Raw genomic sequence first — 18,533 nt, forward strand, 5'->3', positions numbered from 1 at the left:
CGGGTCATTCGTTTGATTCTTTTCATTCGCTCCGCTCGCCGCTCAGCAGGTCCAGCTTCGCAAGGCTCTCCGGCGCGAGGTCGCGGATGATTTCGTAGAAGTCGAGCGCGAGCAGCCGCTGCGCGCGCCGCAGCAGCAGCGGCGCCGGGTGGCTCGGTTCGTGCTGCTCGAAATAGCGGCACATCTTGTCGAGACCGATGCGCACGTCGTCGCGGCTCGTGATGGCGGCTTCGCGCCACGCGTGGGTGTTCGGCATCGGCGTCGACGCAGCGGGTGCCAGTGCAGCCTGCGATGCGTCGCCGGGAACGGCCTGCTGCGTGTCGGGCGACACCGGTTGCGGCTCGGGTAGCGGCACCTCGCGTACGATCCGCCGCAGCGCCCTCTCCGCGTCGCCTTCGTCGGGTGCCCATTCGCGGCCCAGCTTGTCGGTCACGCACACGCGGATCGCATCCAGCGCGTGCAGTGCCGCGCGCGCCGCGTCGAGCGGTGTCGTGCCGTCGCCCGACGCGGCCGACAGCGCGGCCAGCAGGCTTTCGCGGCTGCCGGCCGCGGGGCTGCCGGTATCGTCGCGGCCGTCGAGCAGCCGTTCGGCGTCGCGCACGCTCGGCCCGCCTTCGAACAGCGGCTGGCGGCGCGCCGCGCGCGCGCAGTCGTGTGCGCCGGCCACGTCGGCGAGCGCGTTCATCCGCGGCGTCGGGTCCGCTTCGCCGTCCGCGTCGAGCCGCGGATGCAGGGTTTCCCAGCGGCGCTCGAGCAGGTTCGCGACGAGCGCGAGCGCGTCCGCATAACCGGGGATGCCGTGCTGCTCGGTCCAGCTTCGCGCGAGACAGGCGATCACGCGCAGGTCCTTCGTGCGCGCGGACAGCGCCAGCGCGAGCCGCTCGACCGCGCGCCAGTCGGGCGCTTCGGCCGGGATCACGGTGTCGCCGTATTGCTGCTCGGCGCGCGGCGTCGCACGCTCCTGCAACTGCAGGAACTCGGCGTCGTATTCGAGGTTCTCGCCGCACGGCGCATCGGGCGCGACATCCGCGAGCAACCGGCCGATCAGGCCCGCGCGCGGTGTCGCCGGGATGCCGGGCGGCACCGCGGAAAATGCGGCGGCGGCCAGCGCCGCCTGGCTGACGTCATTCGAATGCATAGTCGATGTTGACCGGTTTGCTGCCGAAATCGATCGCCACGGTGCGGTGCAACGGCGGCAGCGAGCCGTTGCGGATTTCGATCACGTAGACGCCCGGCGTCAGCGCGACCGAACGCAGCGGCGGGCTCGCGCCGCGCCGCGCGCCGTTCACGTAGACGTCGCCCCAAGGCCGCACGTTGAAACGCACCTGCACGGTTTCCTGCGCCTTCGGCGCCCGCGGCTGTTGCTCGGCAGGCAGCGTGGTCACGGCGGCGACGGCCATCTGGTTGTCCGGCGGTTTCGGTGCCGGGGATGGCGTCGTCACCGGCGGTACGGCGGCTTCCGACGGCGGCACGTTGACGACGCGCTCCGACGCGTCGAGGCTGCCGGCGGGCGCGATGGCGGGACTGGCGCCGGCCGGCGGCGGGGCCGCGTTCGTCACGGTGGTCGCCACCTGCGGCGCGGGCGCGGCGGCCTCGACGGCCGGCGTGCTGGCAGGCTCGGCGGCGACGCGTGACGGCGCAACCTGGGCAGACGATCCGGCCGGCAGGCTGGACGGCGGCACGACGATCGGAGTCGGCCCCTGCTGGGCCAGTGTGGTAGCCGGCGTGCTCGCGGGCGGCGACGTGCCGGCCTGCTGCTGGCTCGCGACGGGCGCGGGCTCGTCGGCCACGCGGGCGGGACGCGACAGATAGGTCGCGGCGAGGCCGACGGCGATCAGCGCAACGACCGCGCCCCCGGCGTAGACAGGCAGCCGGCGCTTGCGCGATCCGGCGGGGGCCTGGCCGAGCTGGGCGCCGGTCGGCACGGAAGCGCCGCCTGACGACGCTGACGACGATGCGGCGGGATACGGCGCGGTCGTACTGGCGGCACCGGCACCGGCACCGGCGCCAGCACCAGCGCCTTCAGCCGCGAACGCGTCCGCTTTCCCGGAACCCACCGCACCACGCGCGCCGATGTCCGTATCGGGTCTTGCGGATCGCGCGCCGGTTTCGTCGTGCGTGTCGGCTCGTGCAGCGGCCGGTTCTTTCGCGCGTTCGACGTTTCCATTCGACGCATCGGATTCAACCGGTTTCGCGGCCGGCCGGGACGCATGCGATGCGGAAGCTGCGAGCGCTCCCGCAGCCTCGGCGGCGATTGCGCCTTGCGTGGCCGCTTTCAACGTTGAAGACACATCATCGGTTTCCGGCTTGCCGTCCGACACACCGGGCGATGCGGATGCCGTGTCCGTGGGCGTCGACACGGGGCCCGCACCCGCCTGCGTCGGCGGCCGCCGATCCGGCGCGGCGCTACCCGAAGCGGCCCCACCCGCGCCGATCGAAGTCACTGCAGCAGCCGGCGCGGTACCGGCCTCGACGGAAGCCGCCCCCTTGTCTCCCCCGCCCCTGCCCGCATCGCCCACGGGCGGCACGGCGGACGCGCCATACCCGCTGCCCGTCCGGTCGAAGTCCCGCAACCCGAGTTCCGCCGCGAATGCCGCGACCGATTCCGGCCGGTCCGGAATCCGCAACTGCAGCGCATGATCGACGGCCGCGAGAAAAGCCGGGCTGTACACCTCGCCGGCCGGCAGTTCACGCGACGCGAGCGGCCGGTACGTGTCCTTGATGCTGCGCACGACGGCCGCGGGCGGCAACTCGCCGGTGATCATCGCGTGCATCACCGCGCCGAGCGCATAGAGATCCGTCCACGGCCCCTGGCTGAACGCGGGATCGTCGGTGTATTGCTCGATCGGCGCGTAGCCGGGCTTGATCATCATCGCGCCGTCGTCGACCAGATCGCCGATCCGTTTGCGCGCCGCGCCGAAGTCGAGCAGGATCGCGCTGCCGTTCGGGCGGATCAGCACGTTGTCGAGCGCGACGTCGCGATGGAAGCACTGCGCGCGATGCAGCGTGTCGAGCGCGCCGAGCAGCGCGCCGACGATGTTGCGCAGTTGCGTCTCGCTGATCCGCATCCCGCCGTCGAGCAGTTGCTTGAGCGTGCGCCCCTCGTAGAACGGCATCACCATGTACGCGGTGCCGTGGCTTTCCCAGAAGTGCAGGACCTTGACGAGCCCCGGATGGTCGAATTGCGCGAGCAGGCGCGCTTCGTTGAGGAACGCGCCGCGCCCTGCGTCGAATGCCTGCGCGAACCGCTCCGAGCGCAGCGACACCGTATAGTCGCCGCCGCGCGTGGCCAGCATCGACGGCATGTACTCCTTGATCGCGACCGCGCGCCGCAACGTGCGGTCGAACGCGCGATAGACGATCCCGAAGCCGCCGATGCCCAGCACCTCGTCGAGCTGCAATTCGCCGAGGCGATGGCCGAGCGGCAGCGGCCGCACCGTGAATTCGGATGCGTCGCCGCGTGTCGCCGTGTCGTGCTCGTTGTCTCTCGATCCAGCGTCCTTCATCTCCACCACCTCTCGAAACCGCGTCCTTTCCGCCCGCCGCCGCGCCCGGCGGCCCGCCGTCCTTCTGTCCGGCCGCTAACCGCCGCCGAACAGCGTCAGGAACAGCGCGTTGTCGGGCGTGCCCGTGTGCGCGTGCGTGCGCAGCGGCGATCCGTCCGCGCGGTTGGTCCACCAGAAGCTGGTGCCGCCGTGCGGATCGAAGTAACCGGACAGCCCCGGCCACGCGGCCGGCGCCGGCCGCTCCGGCAGCGGCGCCGGCGTGCCGTCGACGATGTCCGCGTGGCTGTCGACGCCCGGCGCGAGCCGCACGCGTTCGAGCGTCCGCTCGAGATCGCCCGGCGCGCGGGCATGGCGGATCGCGTCGAGCAGCGCCTGTCCGACCTGCCAGTAGAACGCGTCGGCGGCGTCCGGCAGCCCGCTCCAGTAATCGGCCGCACGCATCGGCAGCGTGACGATCACCGGGTAGTAGCGCCCCACGCGGTCGCAGCTCGGCGCGAGGCAGCCCGGCTGCACGCACGACGCGCCGGCGCCCGCCGGGATCAGGAAATTCCAGACCGGCGCGACCGTGTAATGGCGCTCGATCTCGTCCGCGCCGCGCTGGCGCATCGCGGCCATCCCCTGCTGGAGCCAGCGCTCCCACCACAGCGCGAGCGCATGCGGCAGCCGGCTGTTCACGAAGTCGCCGGCGCCGGGAATCTTCCCGTACCAGGCCGGCGCATCGCCGTCGGTACGCGTGAACGGCGGTGTCGGGCTCATGGCTTCGGAGGGCATGTAAAGGACTCCATCTGGGGCAGCCTGAACGGGTTGCGGACACTGCCCGCATTCACTTGCAGCACGACCGGTTTGCCGTCGACCGTGAAGCGCGCAATCATCTGGTCGGAGCCGCGCCCGGCCGATACGGCCGCGCGGTCGAACAGCCGGTGCAGCGCCCACGGCCCGTCGGTCGAGAAGCCGTCGGTCGCGCCGGCCTGCCCCGACACCTGCAGCCGCACCTGGTTGCTGCCGCGCGGGCCCGGCCAGTCCACCGCGCTCTGCACGAGCGGGCCGTGCGCGTAGCGGACGATCTGCCCGTCGACGTCGAGCACCATCTCCGTGATCGACGGGTCCATTTCGAGCGGCTGGATCTGCACCTTCAGCTGCGCGGTGCGCGCACCGCCGCCGAAATAGGCGTCGCGGATCACCGCCGCCTTCTCGAACGACGCCAGCATCGCGGCGGCCGACGGATCGGCGTCCGCATTGCGGTTCGCGAAGCGCCACGGGTGCGACGTCGTATCGACGATCGACTGCAGGTTCTTCTGGAAGAAGTCGTCCATCAGGCCGCCGGGTGCGAACATCTGCGCGAAATCCGCCGGCGCGACGTCACGCGACGATCCGCGCGCGAACGGATAGCGTCCCGCGATCGCCTGCCGGCAGAAGTCGCCGACGTTCGCGCCGGCCCGCGTCGCGACGCTGCGCTGCTCGACGGTCGCCACGCTGCCGTTCGCGACGTTCGACAGGTCGTCGAGCACTTCGCGGAACGGCGTCGGCAGGCGGCCGGCCTGCGCGCGCAGCTTCGCCGGCGCGTCGGACGGCGGCGGCTGCGCGCCGCTCCTCAATGCGTCGTCGGTGGCCGTCAGGTAGGTGTACAGCGCGTCGATCGACTTCAGCACGTCGTTGAACGCCTGGGCCTGGTCGCCGCTGCCCGGCGCGAACGTGCGCAACCCGGCGAAGTGGCTGTCGACGATCTGCTCGGCGCTCGAGGGCGCTGCCGCGGACGTGTTCGCATCGCTTCCCTGGCTCGCGAAGATCTGCGACAGCGAGCTGCGCGCCTCGTCGACCTTGTCCTGCGCGCGCGTGGCGAGATTGCGCGCCCCGCCGCCCGGGGCATCGCCGAGCGCCGTGTCGCGCGCGAGCGCGACCATCAGCCGCGTGAGCGGCGAATCGGCGGACGACAGCGCGCGCGCCACCTGGATGCTCTGCGCGAGCGTCGCGGTGCGCTGCAGCTTGATGTCGGCGAGATAGTCGTCCCAGATCTTCAGGTAGTCGTTCAGGTACAGCTGGCGGATATCGCGGGCCCACGCGGCCGCGTCGTTCGGCCCGGGAATCTCGGAGAGCCCGAGGTTTAGCACCCACACTTCCTCGCGCCCGTAGGCCTCGACCTCGCCGGCCAGGCGCGGCGCGAACACGTTGCGATAGCCGTTGCGCGTATAGAGGCCCGGCACGCCTTCCGACAGCGGCTTGCCGCCCTGGCGGCGGAACACCAGCGACGCGTCGGGGCCGACCGCGCGCGCGACGCTGAAGTCGAACGCGGCGGTGGCCGGCCGCAGCGTCAGCGTGAGCTGCCGGTACAGCCGCTGCGAGAACGGCACCTGCCGCAGCCGGTCGCGCACGTCGGCCACGAGCCGCTCGTTCATCGGATACGGCGACACCGCGACGCGGCCGCCGAACAGCGCGGCGAGATGCGCACGCAGCGCGGTGCGTTCGGCCGGCGAGAAATCGGGCGGCAGCGCGCGTTCCATTTCGAGATCGACGACGGCCTGCACGAACGCAGGATCGTAGTGCGCGCTGTCGTACAGCATCAGGTACGCCTTCAGCGCCGCATACGCGAATTCGGTCTCGTCGGGCCGTGCGTCGCGCAGTGCGGCCTCCATCCGGCTCGCGGCGATCGGCAGCAGCACGTCCTCGAGCGCGCGCCGGTACACGGCGTCGACGGCCTCGTCGATCTTCTCGCCCTGGAACAGCCCCCACCGATAAGCGAGCGGCGGATGCTCCAGGTCGACGCCACCTGTATTCGCAAGGCCGCCGAGCGCGTCGAGCACGGGCAGCAGGCGGGCGACGTCGGCCGCATCGGAGAATTTCGCGCCGGCAATCTGCGCATCGACGGCCGGCACGCGCGCGCCGATCTGGTCGAGATACGCGCGATTGTTCGAATAGCTGCGCAGCCAGGCGACCAGCACGGCCACGCACACCAGCGCGAGCAGCACGTAGCCGGCGATCTGCAGCACGCGCCGCTTCTGATGCCAGCGCAGGTCGCTGCCGGCGAGCGAGGCTTCGAGGAAGATGTGCTCCTGCAGCAGCGACTTCAGGAAGAAGCTGCGGCCGGTCGAGCCGACCTGCGCGACCGGCGGCACGCCCTCGATCTTCAGGAAGCGCTTGATGCCGCTCATCACGCGATCGAACGCGGTGCCCTCCTGCGTGCCGCTCGTCAGGTAGACGCCGCGCAGCATCGGCATCGGTTCGTAGCTCGACACGGAAAACACCTCGGCGACGAACTGGCCGAGCATGTCCTGCAGGTCGGCGATCTGCTGCGGCAGCAGGTACGTCATCTCGCGCTGGCGCGCGTCGGTCTGCGCGGCGAGCAGTTCGGGCAGCCCGTCGTTCAGCCGCTGGTGCAGCAGCCGGTATTCGCGGTCGAATGCCGCACGCAGGTCGAAACCCGGCGCCTCGCTTTGTGCGAGCGGGAACGTGAAGCCCCACACCTGCGCGCATTCCGCGCGGCCGTAGTTGCCGAAATACTCGGCGAAGCCTGCGAGCAGGTCGGCCTTCGTCACGAGCAGGTACACGGGAAAGCGAATGCCGAGCTGTGCACGCAGTTCGAGCAGCCGCTTGCGCAGCACCATCGCGTGCTGCGTGCGCTCGGCCTCCGACGCGCCGAGCAGGTCGGCCACGCTGATCGTCAGCATCGCGCCGTTCAGCGGCTGGCGCGTGCGGTACTTCTTCAGCAGGTCGACGAAGCCTTTCCATTCGGCCTCGTCGAGCGCGCGGTTGCCTTCGTGCGTCGTATAGCGGCCGGCCGTGTCGATCAGCACCGCGTCGTTCGTGAACCACCAGTCGCAATGCCGCGTGCCGCCCACGCCGCGAATCGCCGCGCGGCCGAACTGCTCGGCGAGCGGAAAACTGAGCCCGGAATTCACGAGCGCGGTGGTCTTGCCCGAGCCCGGCGCGCCGATGAACACGTACCACGGCAACTGGTAAAGATACTGGCGCGACACCCGGTCGAACCAGCGCGGCAGGCCCTTGCGCACGGTGTCGGCCTGCCCGAAGCGGACCTTCTTCAGCAGCGTCGCGGCTTCGTCGAAGCGGCTGCGCAACTCGTCGAGCTGCGCTTTCGCCGGCTCGTCGGCGGTGGCCGGCCCGGGCGCCGCTTCGCGCAGCTGGTTCAGCAACTGCGCGTTGAGCCGGCCGGCGCGCCAGCTGCGCCACGCGACGCGCGCGCCCCACGCGATGAACAGCACCGCGATCGTCAGCCCGCGCGCCCAGCCGCTTTCGAGCGGGCGGACCTCGGCGAACGCGAACAGCGGGCCCGCGAGCCACACGAAGCACGCGAGCACGACGAGACCGGCGAAGGTCCAGATCTCCCGCGACGGCAACGGCCGGACGAAACGCGCGACAGCCTGGTTCATGTCAGTTTGCCCCCTGCGTTGCGCTCGCGCCGACGGCGGCACTGCCGGGCGCCGGCAGCAGCGTGATCTCGACGCGCCGGTTCAGCGCGCGATTCGCGGGCGAATCGTTCGGCGCGACCGGGTCGAGCGTGCCGCGCCCTTCCGCCGCGAGCCGTTCCGGATGGTCGAGCCGCGCGGCGATCATGCCGCGCACGGCTTCCGCGCGTTCGCGCGACAGGTCCCAGTTCGACGCGAAGCGCGCGGTATGCACGGGCGTGTCGTCCGTATAACCGGTCACGCGCACGTTGCCGGGCACCTTGTCCAGCGCATCGGCCACACGGGCGAGCACCGGCACGTAGCGGTCGATCACCGACGTCGAACCCGACTTGAACAACCCGTCGCCGCGCAGCACGATCACGCTGCGATCGGCGGCGTCGCGCACCGACACGAGGCCGGCCGCGATCTCCGGTTCCAGGAACTTCGCGATGCGCGGGGCCGGTGCCGGGCGCGGCGGCGCTTGCGCGGGCTGCAGCTTCGGCACGTGCAGCGCGTCGATCGACGCGAACAGCCGGTCCGAATGCCCGGCGAGCGCGATCCGCAGCCCGACGAACACGCCGAAGCCGATCAGCAGCGCGAGCGCCACGCACACCCACAGCGGCACGACGAACCGGCGCGCGACATCGCGCGTGACGACGTCGCGCCAGTGCGGCGACAGCGCCGGCTCGAATTCGCCGCGCACCGAGCGGATCGTGAGCGCGAGCTGGTGGCGCAGCGCGTCGAGCTGCGCATGGCCGTTGTCGAGCACGCGATAACGGCCCTCGAAGCCGAGCGCGAGACAGAAATACAGCAGCTCGAGCAGGTCGAGATGCTGGCGCGGCTGCTGCGACAGGCGTTCGAGCAGGTGGAAGAATTTCTCGCCGCCCCAGGTCTCGTTGTGGAACGACACGAGCAGGCTGTGCGACGACCACACGCTGCCGCCCCACGGCGTCAGCGCGGCCGCCTCGTCGAGCGCCGTGCACAGGCAGTAGCGCGCGCCGATGATCGCTTCCGACGGCACGCCGGCCTCCTGCGCGCGCGCCTCGAACTGCCGGATCTCGACCACGAGATGCTCGCGCAGCCACGCGGGATTCGGGTGGTGGACGGTCGAACGGATCTGCGGCACGAGGTTGAGCAACGGATTCGCGGCCGCGACGAGCGGGTTCGTGCCGCTCGCGGCCCAGCGCCCGGGGCGCGGCTGCGTCGCGGTCGGGCCGGCCGCGCCCGCCGCGGCCGGATGCGTGCCGCCCGGATTCGGCGGCACGAATCCGCCTGCGCCGGGGGAGATCGAATCGGAGGAGGAATTCATCGCGTCGCCCCGCCCTCACCCGCGTATCGCCCAGAACTCCATCGAGAGTCCAGGGAATTCGCCGGCGAAATGAAAGGCGAGACCGCCGGAGCGCGCCAGCTGCTTCCACAGGTCGCTGCCCTTGTCGATCTCGAAGTACGTATGGCCCGCGTGATATGGGATCTGCCTCGGCGCGACCGGCAACTGGCGCATCGTGATGCCCGGCAGTTGCAGCTGCACGAGATCGCGGATCCGCTCGACCGGCCCGAGCTTGGCCTGCGCGGGAAAACGTGCGCGCAGGCTGTCGGCCGGTACGTCCGCGCGCACCGCGAGCACGAAGCCGGCCGTGTCGCGCAGCACCGGGTCGGCCAGCGTCGCGACGCGGATGCCGTTGCCCGCATCGCGCAGCTCGATCTGGATCGCGTTTTGCTCGAGCACCGTCGACAGCGACCGCCGCAGTTCGGTCATCAGCTCCGCGAAGCTCGTGCGCAGGTCGTCGTGCACGTAGACGGCGAGCGACTGCGGGCGCCGGCCGGCCGCCGTGAACGTGCTCAGGTCGCACGCGAGCTTCAGCCAGTCGCAGAACAGCGCCTCCGGATGCGTCGACACGTGCTGCTGCGCATGCCAGGTCAGCGCGAGATAGCGGTTCACGAGCTGCAGCAGCAGGAAGTCCGCGACTTCCGACACGCCGCCGCGCCCGGGCTCCGACAGCCGTTCCGCGAGCGCTTCGCTGCGTTGCGTGAGCAGCCCGTGCAGCTCGCGTGCGTAGGCCAGCAGCACGGCGTCGTGCTGCGCGACGAGGCGCGGCGGGATGTAGCCGTCGTCGACGAGCAGCCGCGCATCGGTGCGCCGCTCGACGATCCGTGCGACGCCGAGTGCGTGCCAGTCGCCGGTCAGCTCGGCTTCGAGCATCAGCCGCACGTTCAGGCGCCCCGTCTGCAGCAGTGCGGGACCGAGCGCGACCGCGTTCGCGTCGGCCACTTCGTATTCGCGCACGACGTAGCGCGCGACATCGGCGCCGCCGTTCGTGCCGCTCGTACCGTTCGCGCCGTTCGCGGCATGGCCTCCGCCTGCACCGAACGACACCTCCTCGCCGCCGCCGCGCCACAGCGGCAACGCGAGCACGACGAGCTGGTCCTTCGCGTCGGCCGGCACGTCGAGCGGTTCGGGAAGATCGTCCGGATGGGACAGGTCGAACGGCGTGCCGTCGCGCATCACGCCCGACGCGGTGCGCAGCGCGACCTTGCCGAGCGCCAGTTGCTCGCGGTCGAGCTCCAGCGTGTCGAAACCCCAGAAGAAGCCTTGCAGCGGGAGGCAGCGCAGCGCGACGTAGCGTTCCCAGTGCCGTTCGAGCTGCTGGAAATGCTGCGGCCGCAGGAACATCCCCTCGGTCCACACCACCCGCTGGCGGAGCGCCGCGACCGGTGTCGCGGACATCGTCGGTTCGGTCATGGGCGCCCCTTCGCATCGTTCAGTGCGAGGCCGCCGTTGCGCACCGCGATCGACAGCTTCAGCTCGCCAGGCGACGTCTGCCAGAACTTGTAGAGATTGAGCTGCTTCGCGCGCGGCAGCGGCACCGTCAGCCGCCAGCGGTTCTTTTCGAGCATCCGGTATTCGGCGACCACGCCGACCGCGCCGGCCTCGACGTTGCCGCGATAGTGCAGCGTGCGCGATTCGCCCGGCCGCAGGATCACGCGATCGGTGCCGAGCAGGTCCGCGCCGAGCACGTTCTCCGGCTTGTCCTGCAGCGAGAAGAAATCCGCGCTGTCGAACGACGATGCCGCGCGGAGCTGGAACACCTTCAGCACGATCGGCGCAGGCTTGCGGTTCGGGTCAGGGTTGACGTCGGGCGAAACGTCGACCGTGATCGCATACGGCACCGCCGCGGCGTGCTCCGTCGCACCGCACCCCGGCAACAGCATCACGCATCCCCATACGATGAAACTGCTCGACCGCCATTGCATATTCCACCCTCGCCACCCAATAGCCGTTCGCCGGTTTTCGACTGCGAAACCGGATGATCCGATTGAAAAAGGGACAATTAATTGATCGGTAATTGTGTAATCCGTATATCCATCCATCGCAATCCGTATCGGCAAATTGTTCTTGTAAAAAGCCGGGTCATATCATTCATGGATTTTGAAAATAGATTTGTCGAGATGGTGGTCAATTGAGAATTGGGGTTGATGAATTAATGGCAAAAATCAATCCGACCGGTTCGCCATCGCGGCCCGGTTCTGTGGCGTGGACACCTGTCGGATGGGCTCGGGGCGCAAGCCGGCCGGCCACCGGGCAACGGACGCTCGCGGCGCTGACGGTGTGCCAGGCTATTCGTTTCGCACGAACGGACGGCCCGTTTTTTCGTGCATTGACGTGCGCTGACCAAACAACTGACGAATCCGAAAAACACAGCGAACTATAGGCCGTTTTTCTGGATTCACAAGCACTGAAATTCGTAGTCGATTCTGCATTCAGGTGGAAATGGAATGGCGAAATGAAACAAAACGTAACAGGCGATTCGGCGCCGATGATTGGCACTAGAATCCAACAGCGCTTGTGTGCCACCTTCCAATTACGCCAATTCCTGATTTCAATAATGAAAGGTCGTTCATCGCTCGTTCTTTTCCTCGGCGCATTGTTGCTGGGGGCCGGCGGGTGCAGTACGTCCCCGACCCGGTCGGCTGCACGCGCGACGGTCGACAGTGCGCGCGCCGCGTACGACAGCGGCGACTACGGGCGCACGATCGCGCTGCTGAGCCACGCGAAGGAAATCGACGGCGCCGACACCGACACGCAGGTTGCCGCGCACAAGCTCCTCGCGTTCAGCTATTGCGTGACGAACCGCATCACGCCGTGCCGCGCCGAGTTCTCGAAAATTCTCGACCTCAACCCGCGCTTCGACTTGTCCCCTGCCGAGAAGGGACATCCGATCTGGGGGCCCGCGTTCGAATTCGCGCGCCGCAGGCATGCGTCGTCGTCCTGAACGAACCGGCCTGCGCGCGAGCACTTCACCGAGCGACGTATGACATGCAACTGATCGTGATCGAACATGCCGGCGAGCCGGTCGAAAACGACTCCTACGACGCCGTCGTGTTTCATCCGCCGGGCGGCACCATCGGCCGGGCCAGCGACAACCATCTCGTGTTGCGCGACGACACGCGGCAGATTTCGCGGCTGCAGGCGCTGCTGCAGGTGGGCGACGACGCCTGCCTGCTGAAGAACCTGAGCAGCGTCTCGACGATCGAGGTGAACCGCGAGCCGGTCGGTTATGCGCAGGAGCGCGCGCTCAACACCGGCGACATCATCCGCATCGGGCCGTACGTGCTGCGCGCCGAACGTGACGATGGCGGCGACGGCGGCCACGCACCGGTCATCGACATGGCGACCGATACCGGCATGCGCGTCGATACGCAAGCGCAAGCGCAGGCCCGGGCGGCAGCGGCGCCCGCGCAACCGTCGTCATCGCGTATCGATACGAAAGGCGCCGGCAACCGGCTGTGGGGGCTCCTCCAGGATCGCCTCGCGCCGCGCGGCAAGGCGGCGGACGCCGCTACGCGGCCGGGCGGCCCCGCACGGACGGGCGCCGCGCAGCAGGCCGCACCGCCCGCGCCGTCGCAGCGCGACCTGCACCAGCTGTCGACCGATCCGCTCGACCTGTTCGCGCAGTCGTCGGGCGACCTCGGCGCAGCGGGCATGGCGGCGCACGCCGATCGCGGCAACGCGGCTCGCGATGCGTCGTCCGCGACGCAGGCAGATCACGCGCCCGAGTGGACGCAGCACGTGCGCGTGCAACCGGCCGCCGCGCGCACCGATACGCGGCCGGCCGACGATCCGGCGCAGCATGCGGCGCCGCATGCTGCGCGCGCGCCGACCCCCGACGAATTGCTGAGCGCGTTCTTCGAAGGCGCGGGGCTCGACACCGCCGCCGAATCGCATCAGTGGTCGGCCGAGCAGCTGTACATCGCGGGCCAGTTGCTGGCGCTGTTCGCGAACGGCACGGTCGAGCTGCTGTCGTCGCGCAGCATCCTGAAGCGCGAGGTGAAGGCGCACATGACGATGCTGCTCGATCGCGAGAACAATCCGCTGAAGCTGCTGCCCGACGGCGGCGCCGTGCTGCGGCAGATGTTCGGGCTGCCGCTGCCGGGCTTCATGTCGCCGCAGAGCGCGGTCAGCGACGCGTTCCAGGATCTGCACGCGCACCAGATCGGCATGGTCGCCGGCATGCGCGCGGCGTTGATGGACCTGCTGACGCGCTTTTCACCGCAGCGCCTGCGCGAGCGCGACGACGCGACGCGCTGGTACGAGAAGCGCGTGCCCGTGCTGTACAAGGCGAGGATGTGGGATCGCTACGCGGCGACCCATCGCGACACGGTGTTCGCGATCGAGGACGATTTCGCGTCGGTGTTCGGCAAGGCGTTTCTGGCGGCTTACGACGCGGAAGTGGAAAGCTATCGCGGCAGCGGCCGGCATTGAGCGTCATACCGCGCCCGCCATTGGTCGCGGGCGATGGGTGCCGGCGGAGGCGTCAGGTGGCCGCATCCCGCGACGCGACCTTGTTTCGCCCCGTTTCCTTCGCGACGTACAACGCCTCGTCGGCTGCCTTGATCACCGACTCGACCTCCCCTTCCTGCCCGGGCGCCCAGCTTGCCACGCCGATGCTCGCGGTGACGCGCCCGAATTCGCTTTCCGCATGTTCGATCGCCAGTCCGTCGATGGCGGCACGAATCCTTTCGGCGATCTCGGTCGCGCCCGTCGCCGGCGTATCCGGCAGGATCACGACGAATTCCTCTCCGCCATAGCGGGCGGCGGTGTCCGCCGGGCGCCGGATGTTGTCGCCGATGCACCGGGCGACCGCCGCCAGCGCGTCGTCGCCGGCCTGGTGGCCATATGTGTCGTTGTAGGCCTTGAAGCGGTCGACGTCGACGAACAGCAGCGAAAACACCGATCGGGCACGGCGCGCGCGGCGCCATTCGAGATCCAGCACTTCCCCGAACGAGCGGCGATTGTTGAGCCCGGTGAGGCCGTCGGTGCGCGCGAGCATGACCAGCTCGGATTCGGCGCGCATCCTGCGCCGCAGCTGCGAGCCCAGCATGAAGGACAGCACGATGAACGCCGCGCCGAAGGTGGCGACCAGCGCGCCGATCGTGATGGCCCGGTGCCGCCACGCGGCGTAGATGTCCTGCTCCGCCTCGGCGACCATGATGATCAGCGGCAGGTGCGGCAGCGTCTTGAAGTAGTACAGGCGGCGCACGTTGTCGATCGTCGAGGTCTCGATGAACGAGCCTTCCGGCGCCGTCTTGAAGTGGCGAAACGTTGCCGCCTTGCTGATGTCGCGACCGATGGTGTGCACGTCGAACGGCTGGCGCATGAACATGATGCCGTTCGTGCCGATCAGCGAAATCGCGCCGTGCGAGCCGAGCGCGAGGCCGGCGAACAGCGTGTGGAAATACTCGAGATTGACCGCGATCATCACGATGCCGGCGAACGAGCCGTCCGGGTTCGACACGCGGCGCGTCAGCGCAATGCTGAGCGAGCCGCCACGCAGGCGGGACGCATAGGGATCGCTGATGTAAAGCCCGGCGTCCGGATTGTCGCGGTGAACCGTAAAGTACTTGCGGTCGCCGAAATTGCCCTGGCGCGGCACGTCGTTCGCCGAATCCAGGATGATGTTGCCGGCGGAATCCAGCACGAGCATCGAGCCGAGAAAATTCGCCGTCATCGCGTGATCGAACAGGATGCCGCGCCGCAGCGCCGGCGAGGCGGCCATGACGTCCGGCCGCTGGAGGCCCTGGATCACCGCCTCGAGCGACAGGCCGTACAGCTCGATGTTGCGTTCGATGTCGCGCTCGGCGACGAGCGCGAGATTCCGCGACGTCTCGCGCGCGCGATCGAGCGCATCGTGACGGCTCTGAAACAACTGCAACACGCAGAGGCCCATCAGCGCGCACGCTATCAAGGTCCCCGCCAGCACAACGTAGTACGGCGCTGCCGACCGCGGATGCATCCGTGTCCTCTCAGATTGGCCCGGCGCTGACGCACCGGTCGTTATGGTTTGTTCTGGATAACCTATACCAAAAAGTACGGCTTCCGGGTACGAGGTGCAGTCCTGACTTGCCGGGTCGCGTGCGACGTGACCTGAGCGGTGTCGGGCGGATCGTGTTCCGCTCGGGCCGGCACCGGGTGCCGGCACTCGTTCATCGAGGGGCGTGGTCTGGCGTGTGGTGCTGCCGATGACGGAATCGAAACAATCCGTCCGCAGTGGTACGCGTATTGAAATTCCCGTCAGGTTGCCATGCGAATGCACGGCCGGCGGGAAAGCAGGCGGGAGACCGGGCGTGCCGTTGCGCGTCGCGCAACGCGAGTGCCGCCCGGCCCGCGCCGATCGTGCGCGCCGCGCCGGCGGCGCCGCGCACGCGATCGATCGGCCGTCAGACGGTCGTCAGACGGCCATCACCGTCACCGACTTCGTGACGAGGTACGGTTCGAGCGCTTCCGGCCCGCCTTCCGAGCCGTAGCCCGAGTCCTTCACGCCGCCGAACGGCATTTCCGGCCACGGCGTCGCGGGCTGGTTGATCCACAGCATCCCGACTTCGAGGCGCTGCGTGAGCAGGTGCACGTTCGCGAACGAACGCGTGAACGCGTAGCCGGCGAGACCGAACGGCAGACGGTTCGCTTCCGCGATCGCGTCTTCGAGCTTGTCGAAACCGCGGATCGCCGCGACCGGGCCGAACGGCTCGTTGTTGAACACGTCCGCTTCGAGCGGCACGTCCGCGATCACGGTCGGCGCGAAGAAGTTGCCTTCCGAGCCGATCCGCTCGCCGCCGGTTTCGATGCGCGCGCCGACCTTGCGCGCGTTGTCGACGACGGATGCCATCGCGGTGAGCCGGCGCGGGTTCGCGAGCGCACCGAGCGTCGTGCCTTCCTCGAGGCCGTTGCCGACCTTCAGCCCTTCGGCATGCTTGACCAGCGCGCGCGTGAATTCGTCGCGGATGCTGTTGTGCACGAGAAAGCGCGTCGGCGAAATGCAGACCTGCCCCGCGTTGCGGAACTTCGCGCCGCCGGCGGCCTTCACCGCGAGCGCGACGTCGGCGTCCTCGGCGACGATCACCGGCGCATGACCGCCGAGCTCCATCGTCGCGCGCTTCATGTGCAGGCCGGCCATCGACGCGAGCTGCTTGCCGACCGGCGTCGAACCCGTGAACGTGACCTTGCGGATCACCGGGTGCGGGATCAGGTACGACGAGATTTCCGCCGGATCGCCGTACACGAGGCCGATCACGCCGGACGGCACGCCCGCGTCGACGAACGCGCGCAGCAGCGCGGCCGGCGACGCCGGGGTTTCTTCCGGCGCTTTGACGAGGAACGAGCAGCCGGTTGCCAGCGCGGCGCTCAGCTTGCGCACGACCTGGTTGACCGGGAAATTCCACGGCGTGAACGCGGCGACCGGGCCGACCGGCTCCTTCACGACGGTCTGCTGCGCGCCGAGGTTGCGCGGCGGCACGATCCGGCCGTACACGCGGCGGCCTTCGTCCGCGAACCATTCGATGATGTCCGCCGCCGACAGCACTTCGACGCGCGCCTCGGTGAGCGGCTTGCCCTGTTCCTGCGTCATCAGCTGCGCGATCGCGTCGGCACGTTCGCGCACCAGCGCGGCCGCCTTGCGCATCGTCGCCGCGCGCTCGTGCGCGGGCACCTTGCGCCACGCCTCGAAGCCGCGTTGCGCGGCGGCGAGCGCGCGGTCGAGATCGGCGATGCCCGCGTGGGCCACCTTGCCGATCGGCTTGCCGGTCGCCGGGTTCACGACGTCGATCGTCTTGCCGCTCGCGGCGTCGACCCACTCGCCGTCGATCAGCAGTTGCGTATCCGTATAAGTCACGTTAGCCATCCAGACACCCCTACATTGCGTCGATAAACGCGCGCTGCCGCGAACGGCCGCGCGCCGGTTGACAGAAAAAGCCAGGCCGCCGGGGCTGGCACGCACCCGGCGGCGTCGACGGCAGGCACGCCGGCCCGCCATCGTTCCGCATGGAGTCGCGCTCAGCGCGCGGCCGCCGTCGCCTTGCGGAGTTTCGCGACGTCCGCCGCCTGCACGGCCGGCGCGCCGTTGTTCCAGCCGGCGCGCATGAAGGTCAGCACGTCGGCGATCTGCTGGTCGTTCAACTGGTTCGAGAACGCCGGCATCGGATAAGCAGACGGCACGCCATCGATCACGAGCGTCTCGCTGCCGTTCAGCGTCACGTTGATCAGCGACGCGGCATCGCCTTCGAGCACGTTCGGGTTGCCGGCGAGCGGCGCGAGCAGCGGCGCGTAGCCGCGCCCGTCCGCGCCGTGGCAATGCAGGCAGTAAGCGTTATACACCTTCGCGCCCGGATCGGCTGCCGGCCGGCCCAGCACGACCTGCGTTGCCTTCGGATCGTAGCGGTACGGCGGCGCGCCCGTGCCGCCTGCCGCCGGCAGCGATTTCAGGTAACGGGAGATTGCCGCGAGATCGTCGTCCGTGAGCGCCTGCGTGCTGTGGTTGATCACGCTGACCATCGAACCGAACGCGGTCGCATGGCGGTTCGCGCCGGTCTTCAGGAACTGCGCGACCTCGGCCTCGTTCCAGCGGCCGAGCCCCGTGTTGGGCTCGCCGGTCAGGTTCGATGCGAACCAGTTGTCGATCGGCGCACCCGACAGGAACGCCGCGCCGCCTTCGTCGAGCGCCTTCTCCTGGAAGCCGACGCCGCGCGGCGTGTGGCACGACCCGCAGTGCCCGAGCCCCTGCACGAGATACGCGCCGCGGTTCCACATCGCGTCCTTGGCCGGCTTGTCCGCGTAAGGCGTCGTGTCGAGGAACACCATGTTCCACAACGCGAGCGGCCAGCGCATGTTGAGCGGCCACGGGATGTCGGACGGCCGGTTCGCCTGCTTCACCGGTTCGACGCCGTGCATGAAGTACGCGTACAGCGCCTTCACGTCGTCGTCCTTCAGCTTCGCGTACGACGGATACGGCATCGCCGGATACAGGTTGTGACCGTCCTTCGCGACGCCCTTGCGCAGCGCGCCGGCGAACTCGGCTTCCGTATAGCCGCCGATGCCCGTTTCCGGATCGGGCGTGATGTTGGTCGTGTAGATCGCGCCCATCGGCGTGACCATCTTCAGGCCGCCGGCGAACGGCGTGCCGCGCGGCGCGGTGTGGCACGCGACGCAGTCGCCCGCTTTCGCGAGGTACGCGCCGCGCGCGACGAGCGCGCTGTCGGCCGGTGCCGTCTGCGCGGCCTGCGCGGCCGGGCCGGCCAGCATGGCGGACAGCGCGAGCAGCGATGCACGGAACGTATTCAGGGTGAGGTTTCGCATGATCGT

The 18,533-nt window shown here is 69.4% G+C and carries 12 protein-coding genes; 2 read left to right on the forward strand and 10 right to left on the reverse strand.

The features are described from left to right. Positions 1–22: 22 nt before the first annotated feature. The 7 genes from tssA to tssJ all read right to left on the reverse strand — a co-directional run bounded on the left by tssA (position 23) and on the right by tssJ (position 11,155). Positions 23–1,138 carry a type VI secretion system protein TssA gene (gene tssA / locus PQB87_RS26020; protein WP_489242877.1) on the reverse strand — a complete coding sequence of 372 codons (1,116 nt, stop codon included), beginning with the start codon at positions 1,136–1,138 and terminating at the stop codon, positions 23–25. Continuing rightward, positions 1,125–3,506 carry a serine/threonine-protein kinase gene (locus PQB87_RS26025; RefSeq protein ID WP_174412992.1) on the reverse strand — a complete coding sequence of 794 codons (2,382 nt, stop codon included), beginning with the start codon at positions 3,504–3,506 and terminating at the stop codon, positions 1,125–1,127. Before PQB87_RS26025 ends, tssA begins: the two co-directional genes overlap by 14 nt. A 75-nt stretch (positions 3,507–3,581) precedes the next feature. Then, positions 3,582–4,277: a type VI secretion system-associated protein TagF gene (gene tagF, locus PQB87_RS26030; protein ID WP_091919606.1), complete on the reverse strand. Its 696-nt coding sequence runs from the start codon at positions 4,275–4,277 to the stop codon at positions 3,582–3,584. Beyond that, positions 4,259–7,888 (reverse strand): type VI secretion system membrane subunit TssM, encoded by a 3,630-nt coding sequence (tssM, locus tag PQB87_RS26035; RefSeq protein ID WP_489242878.1) that lies wholly within the window; start codon positions 7,886–7,888, stop codon positions 4,259–4,261. The genes tagF and tssM overlap by 19 nt, the downstream gene beginning before the upstream one ends. A gap of 1 nt (position 7,889) precedes the next feature. Next, entirely contained in the window at positions 7,890–9,212 is a 1,323-nt protein-coding gene (locus tag PQB87_RS26040) for a DotU family type VI secretion system protein (RefSeq protein ID WP_111943532.1), read from the reverse strand. Between the two features lie 15 nt (positions 9,213–9,227). Then, entirely contained in the window at positions 9,228–10,643 is a 1,416-nt protein-coding gene (gene tssK / locus PQB87_RS26045) for a type VI secretion system baseplate subunit TssK (RefSeq protein WP_489242879.1), read from the reverse strand. Continuing rightward, complete coding sequence (tssJ, locus tag PQB87_RS26050; protein WP_233343325.1) at positions 10,640–11,155, reverse strand: type VI secretion system lipoprotein TssJ; 516 nt, start codon at positions 11,153–11,155, stop codon at positions 10,640–10,642. The genes tssK and tssJ overlap by 4 nt, the downstream gene beginning before the upstream one ends. A gap of 632 nt (positions 11,156–11,787) precedes the next feature. Between tssJ and PQB87_RS26055 the strand changes: the two genes are divergently transcribed. Both PQB87_RS26055 and tagH read left to right on the forward strand, forming a co-directional pair. Further along, positions 11,788–12,174, forward strand: coding sequence for a TssQ family T6SS-associated lipoprotein (locus PQB87_RS26055; protein ID WP_060341867.1), 387 nt, complete (start codon positions 11,788–11,790; stop codon positions 12,172–12,174). A 44-nt stretch (positions 12,175–12,218) separates the two neighbouring features. Beyond that, positions 12,219–13,664, forward strand: coding sequence for a type VI secretion system-associated FHA domain protein TagH (gene tagH / locus PQB87_RS26060; RefSeq protein ID WP_489242880.1), 1,446 nt, complete (start codon positions 12,219–12,221; stop codon positions 13,662–13,664). Between the two features lie 52 nt (positions 13,665–13,716). Here the strand turns inward: tagH and PQB87_RS26065 are convergent, their stop codons facing one another. From PQB87_RS26065 to PQB87_RS26075, 3 genes are all read right to left on the reverse strand, one after another. Then, a complete protein-coding gene (locus PQB87_RS26065) occupies positions 13,717–15,195 on the reverse strand; it encodes a sensor domain-containing diguanylate cyclase (protein ID WP_489242881.1) in 1,479 nt (492 codons plus the stop codon). 435 nt (positions 15,196–15,630) lie between these two features. Next, a complete protein-coding gene (locus PQB87_RS26070) occupies positions 15,631–17,076 on the reverse strand; it encodes an NAD-dependent succinate-semialdehyde dehydrogenase (RefSeq protein WP_059552233.1) in 1,446 nt (481 codons plus the stop codon). Positions 17,077–17,228: 152 nt separating this feature from the next. Next, entirely contained in the window at positions 17,229–18,527 is a 1,299-nt protein-coding gene (locus PQB87_RS26075; RefSeq protein WP_059683536.1) for a c-type cytochrome, read from the reverse strand. Positions 18,528–18,533 lie beyond the last annotated feature (6 nt).

The sequence above is a fragment of the Burkholderia sp. KL41 genome, from assembly GCF_057005415.2.

Coding starts and splice junctions, on each gene's coding strand:
- tssA (WP_489242877.1), bottom strand. CDS start 1,138: ATGCATTCGAATGACGTCAGCCAGGCGGCGCTGGCCGCCGCCGCATTT.
- PQB87_RS26025 (WP_174412992.1), bottom strand. CDS start 3,506: ATGAAGGACGCTGGATCGAGAGACAACGAGCACGACACGGCGACACGC.
- tagF (WP_091919606.1), bottom strand. CDS start 4,277: ATGCCCTCCGAAGCCATGAGCCCGACACCGCCGTTCACGCGTACCGAC.
- tssM (WP_489242878.1), bottom strand. CDS start 7,888: ATGAACCAGGCTGTCGCGCGTTTCGTCCGGCCGTTGCCGTCGCGGGAG.
- PQB87_RS26040 (WP_111943532.1), bottom strand. CDS start 9,212: ATGAATTCCTCCTCCGATTCGATCTCCCCCGGCGCAGGCGGATTCGTG.
- tssK (WP_489242879.1), bottom strand. CDS start 10,643: ATGACCGAACCGACGATGTCCGCGACACCGGTCGCGGCGCTCCGCCAG.
- tssJ (WP_233343325.1), bottom strand. CDS start 11,155: ATGCAATGGCGGTCGAGCAGTTTCATCGTATGGGGATGCGTGATGCTG.
- PQB87_RS26055 (WP_060341867.1), top strand. CDS start 11,788: ATGAAAGGTCGTTCATCGCTCGTTCTTTTCCTCGGCGCATTGTTGCTG.
- tagH (WP_489242880.1), top strand. CDS start 12,219: ATGCAACTGATCGTGATCGAACATGCCGGCGAGCCGGTCGAAAACGAC.
- PQB87_RS26065 (WP_489242881.1), bottom strand. CDS start 15,195: ATGCATCCGCGGTCGGCAGCGCCGTACTACGTTGTGCTGGCGGGGACC.
- PQB87_RS26070 (WP_059552233.1), bottom strand. CDS start 17,076: ATGGCTAACGTGACTTATACGGATACGCAACTGCTGATCGACGGCGAG.
- PQB87_RS26075 (WP_059683536.1), bottom strand. CDS start 18,527: ATGCGAAACCTCACCCTGAATACGTTCCGTGCATCGCTGCTCGCGCTG.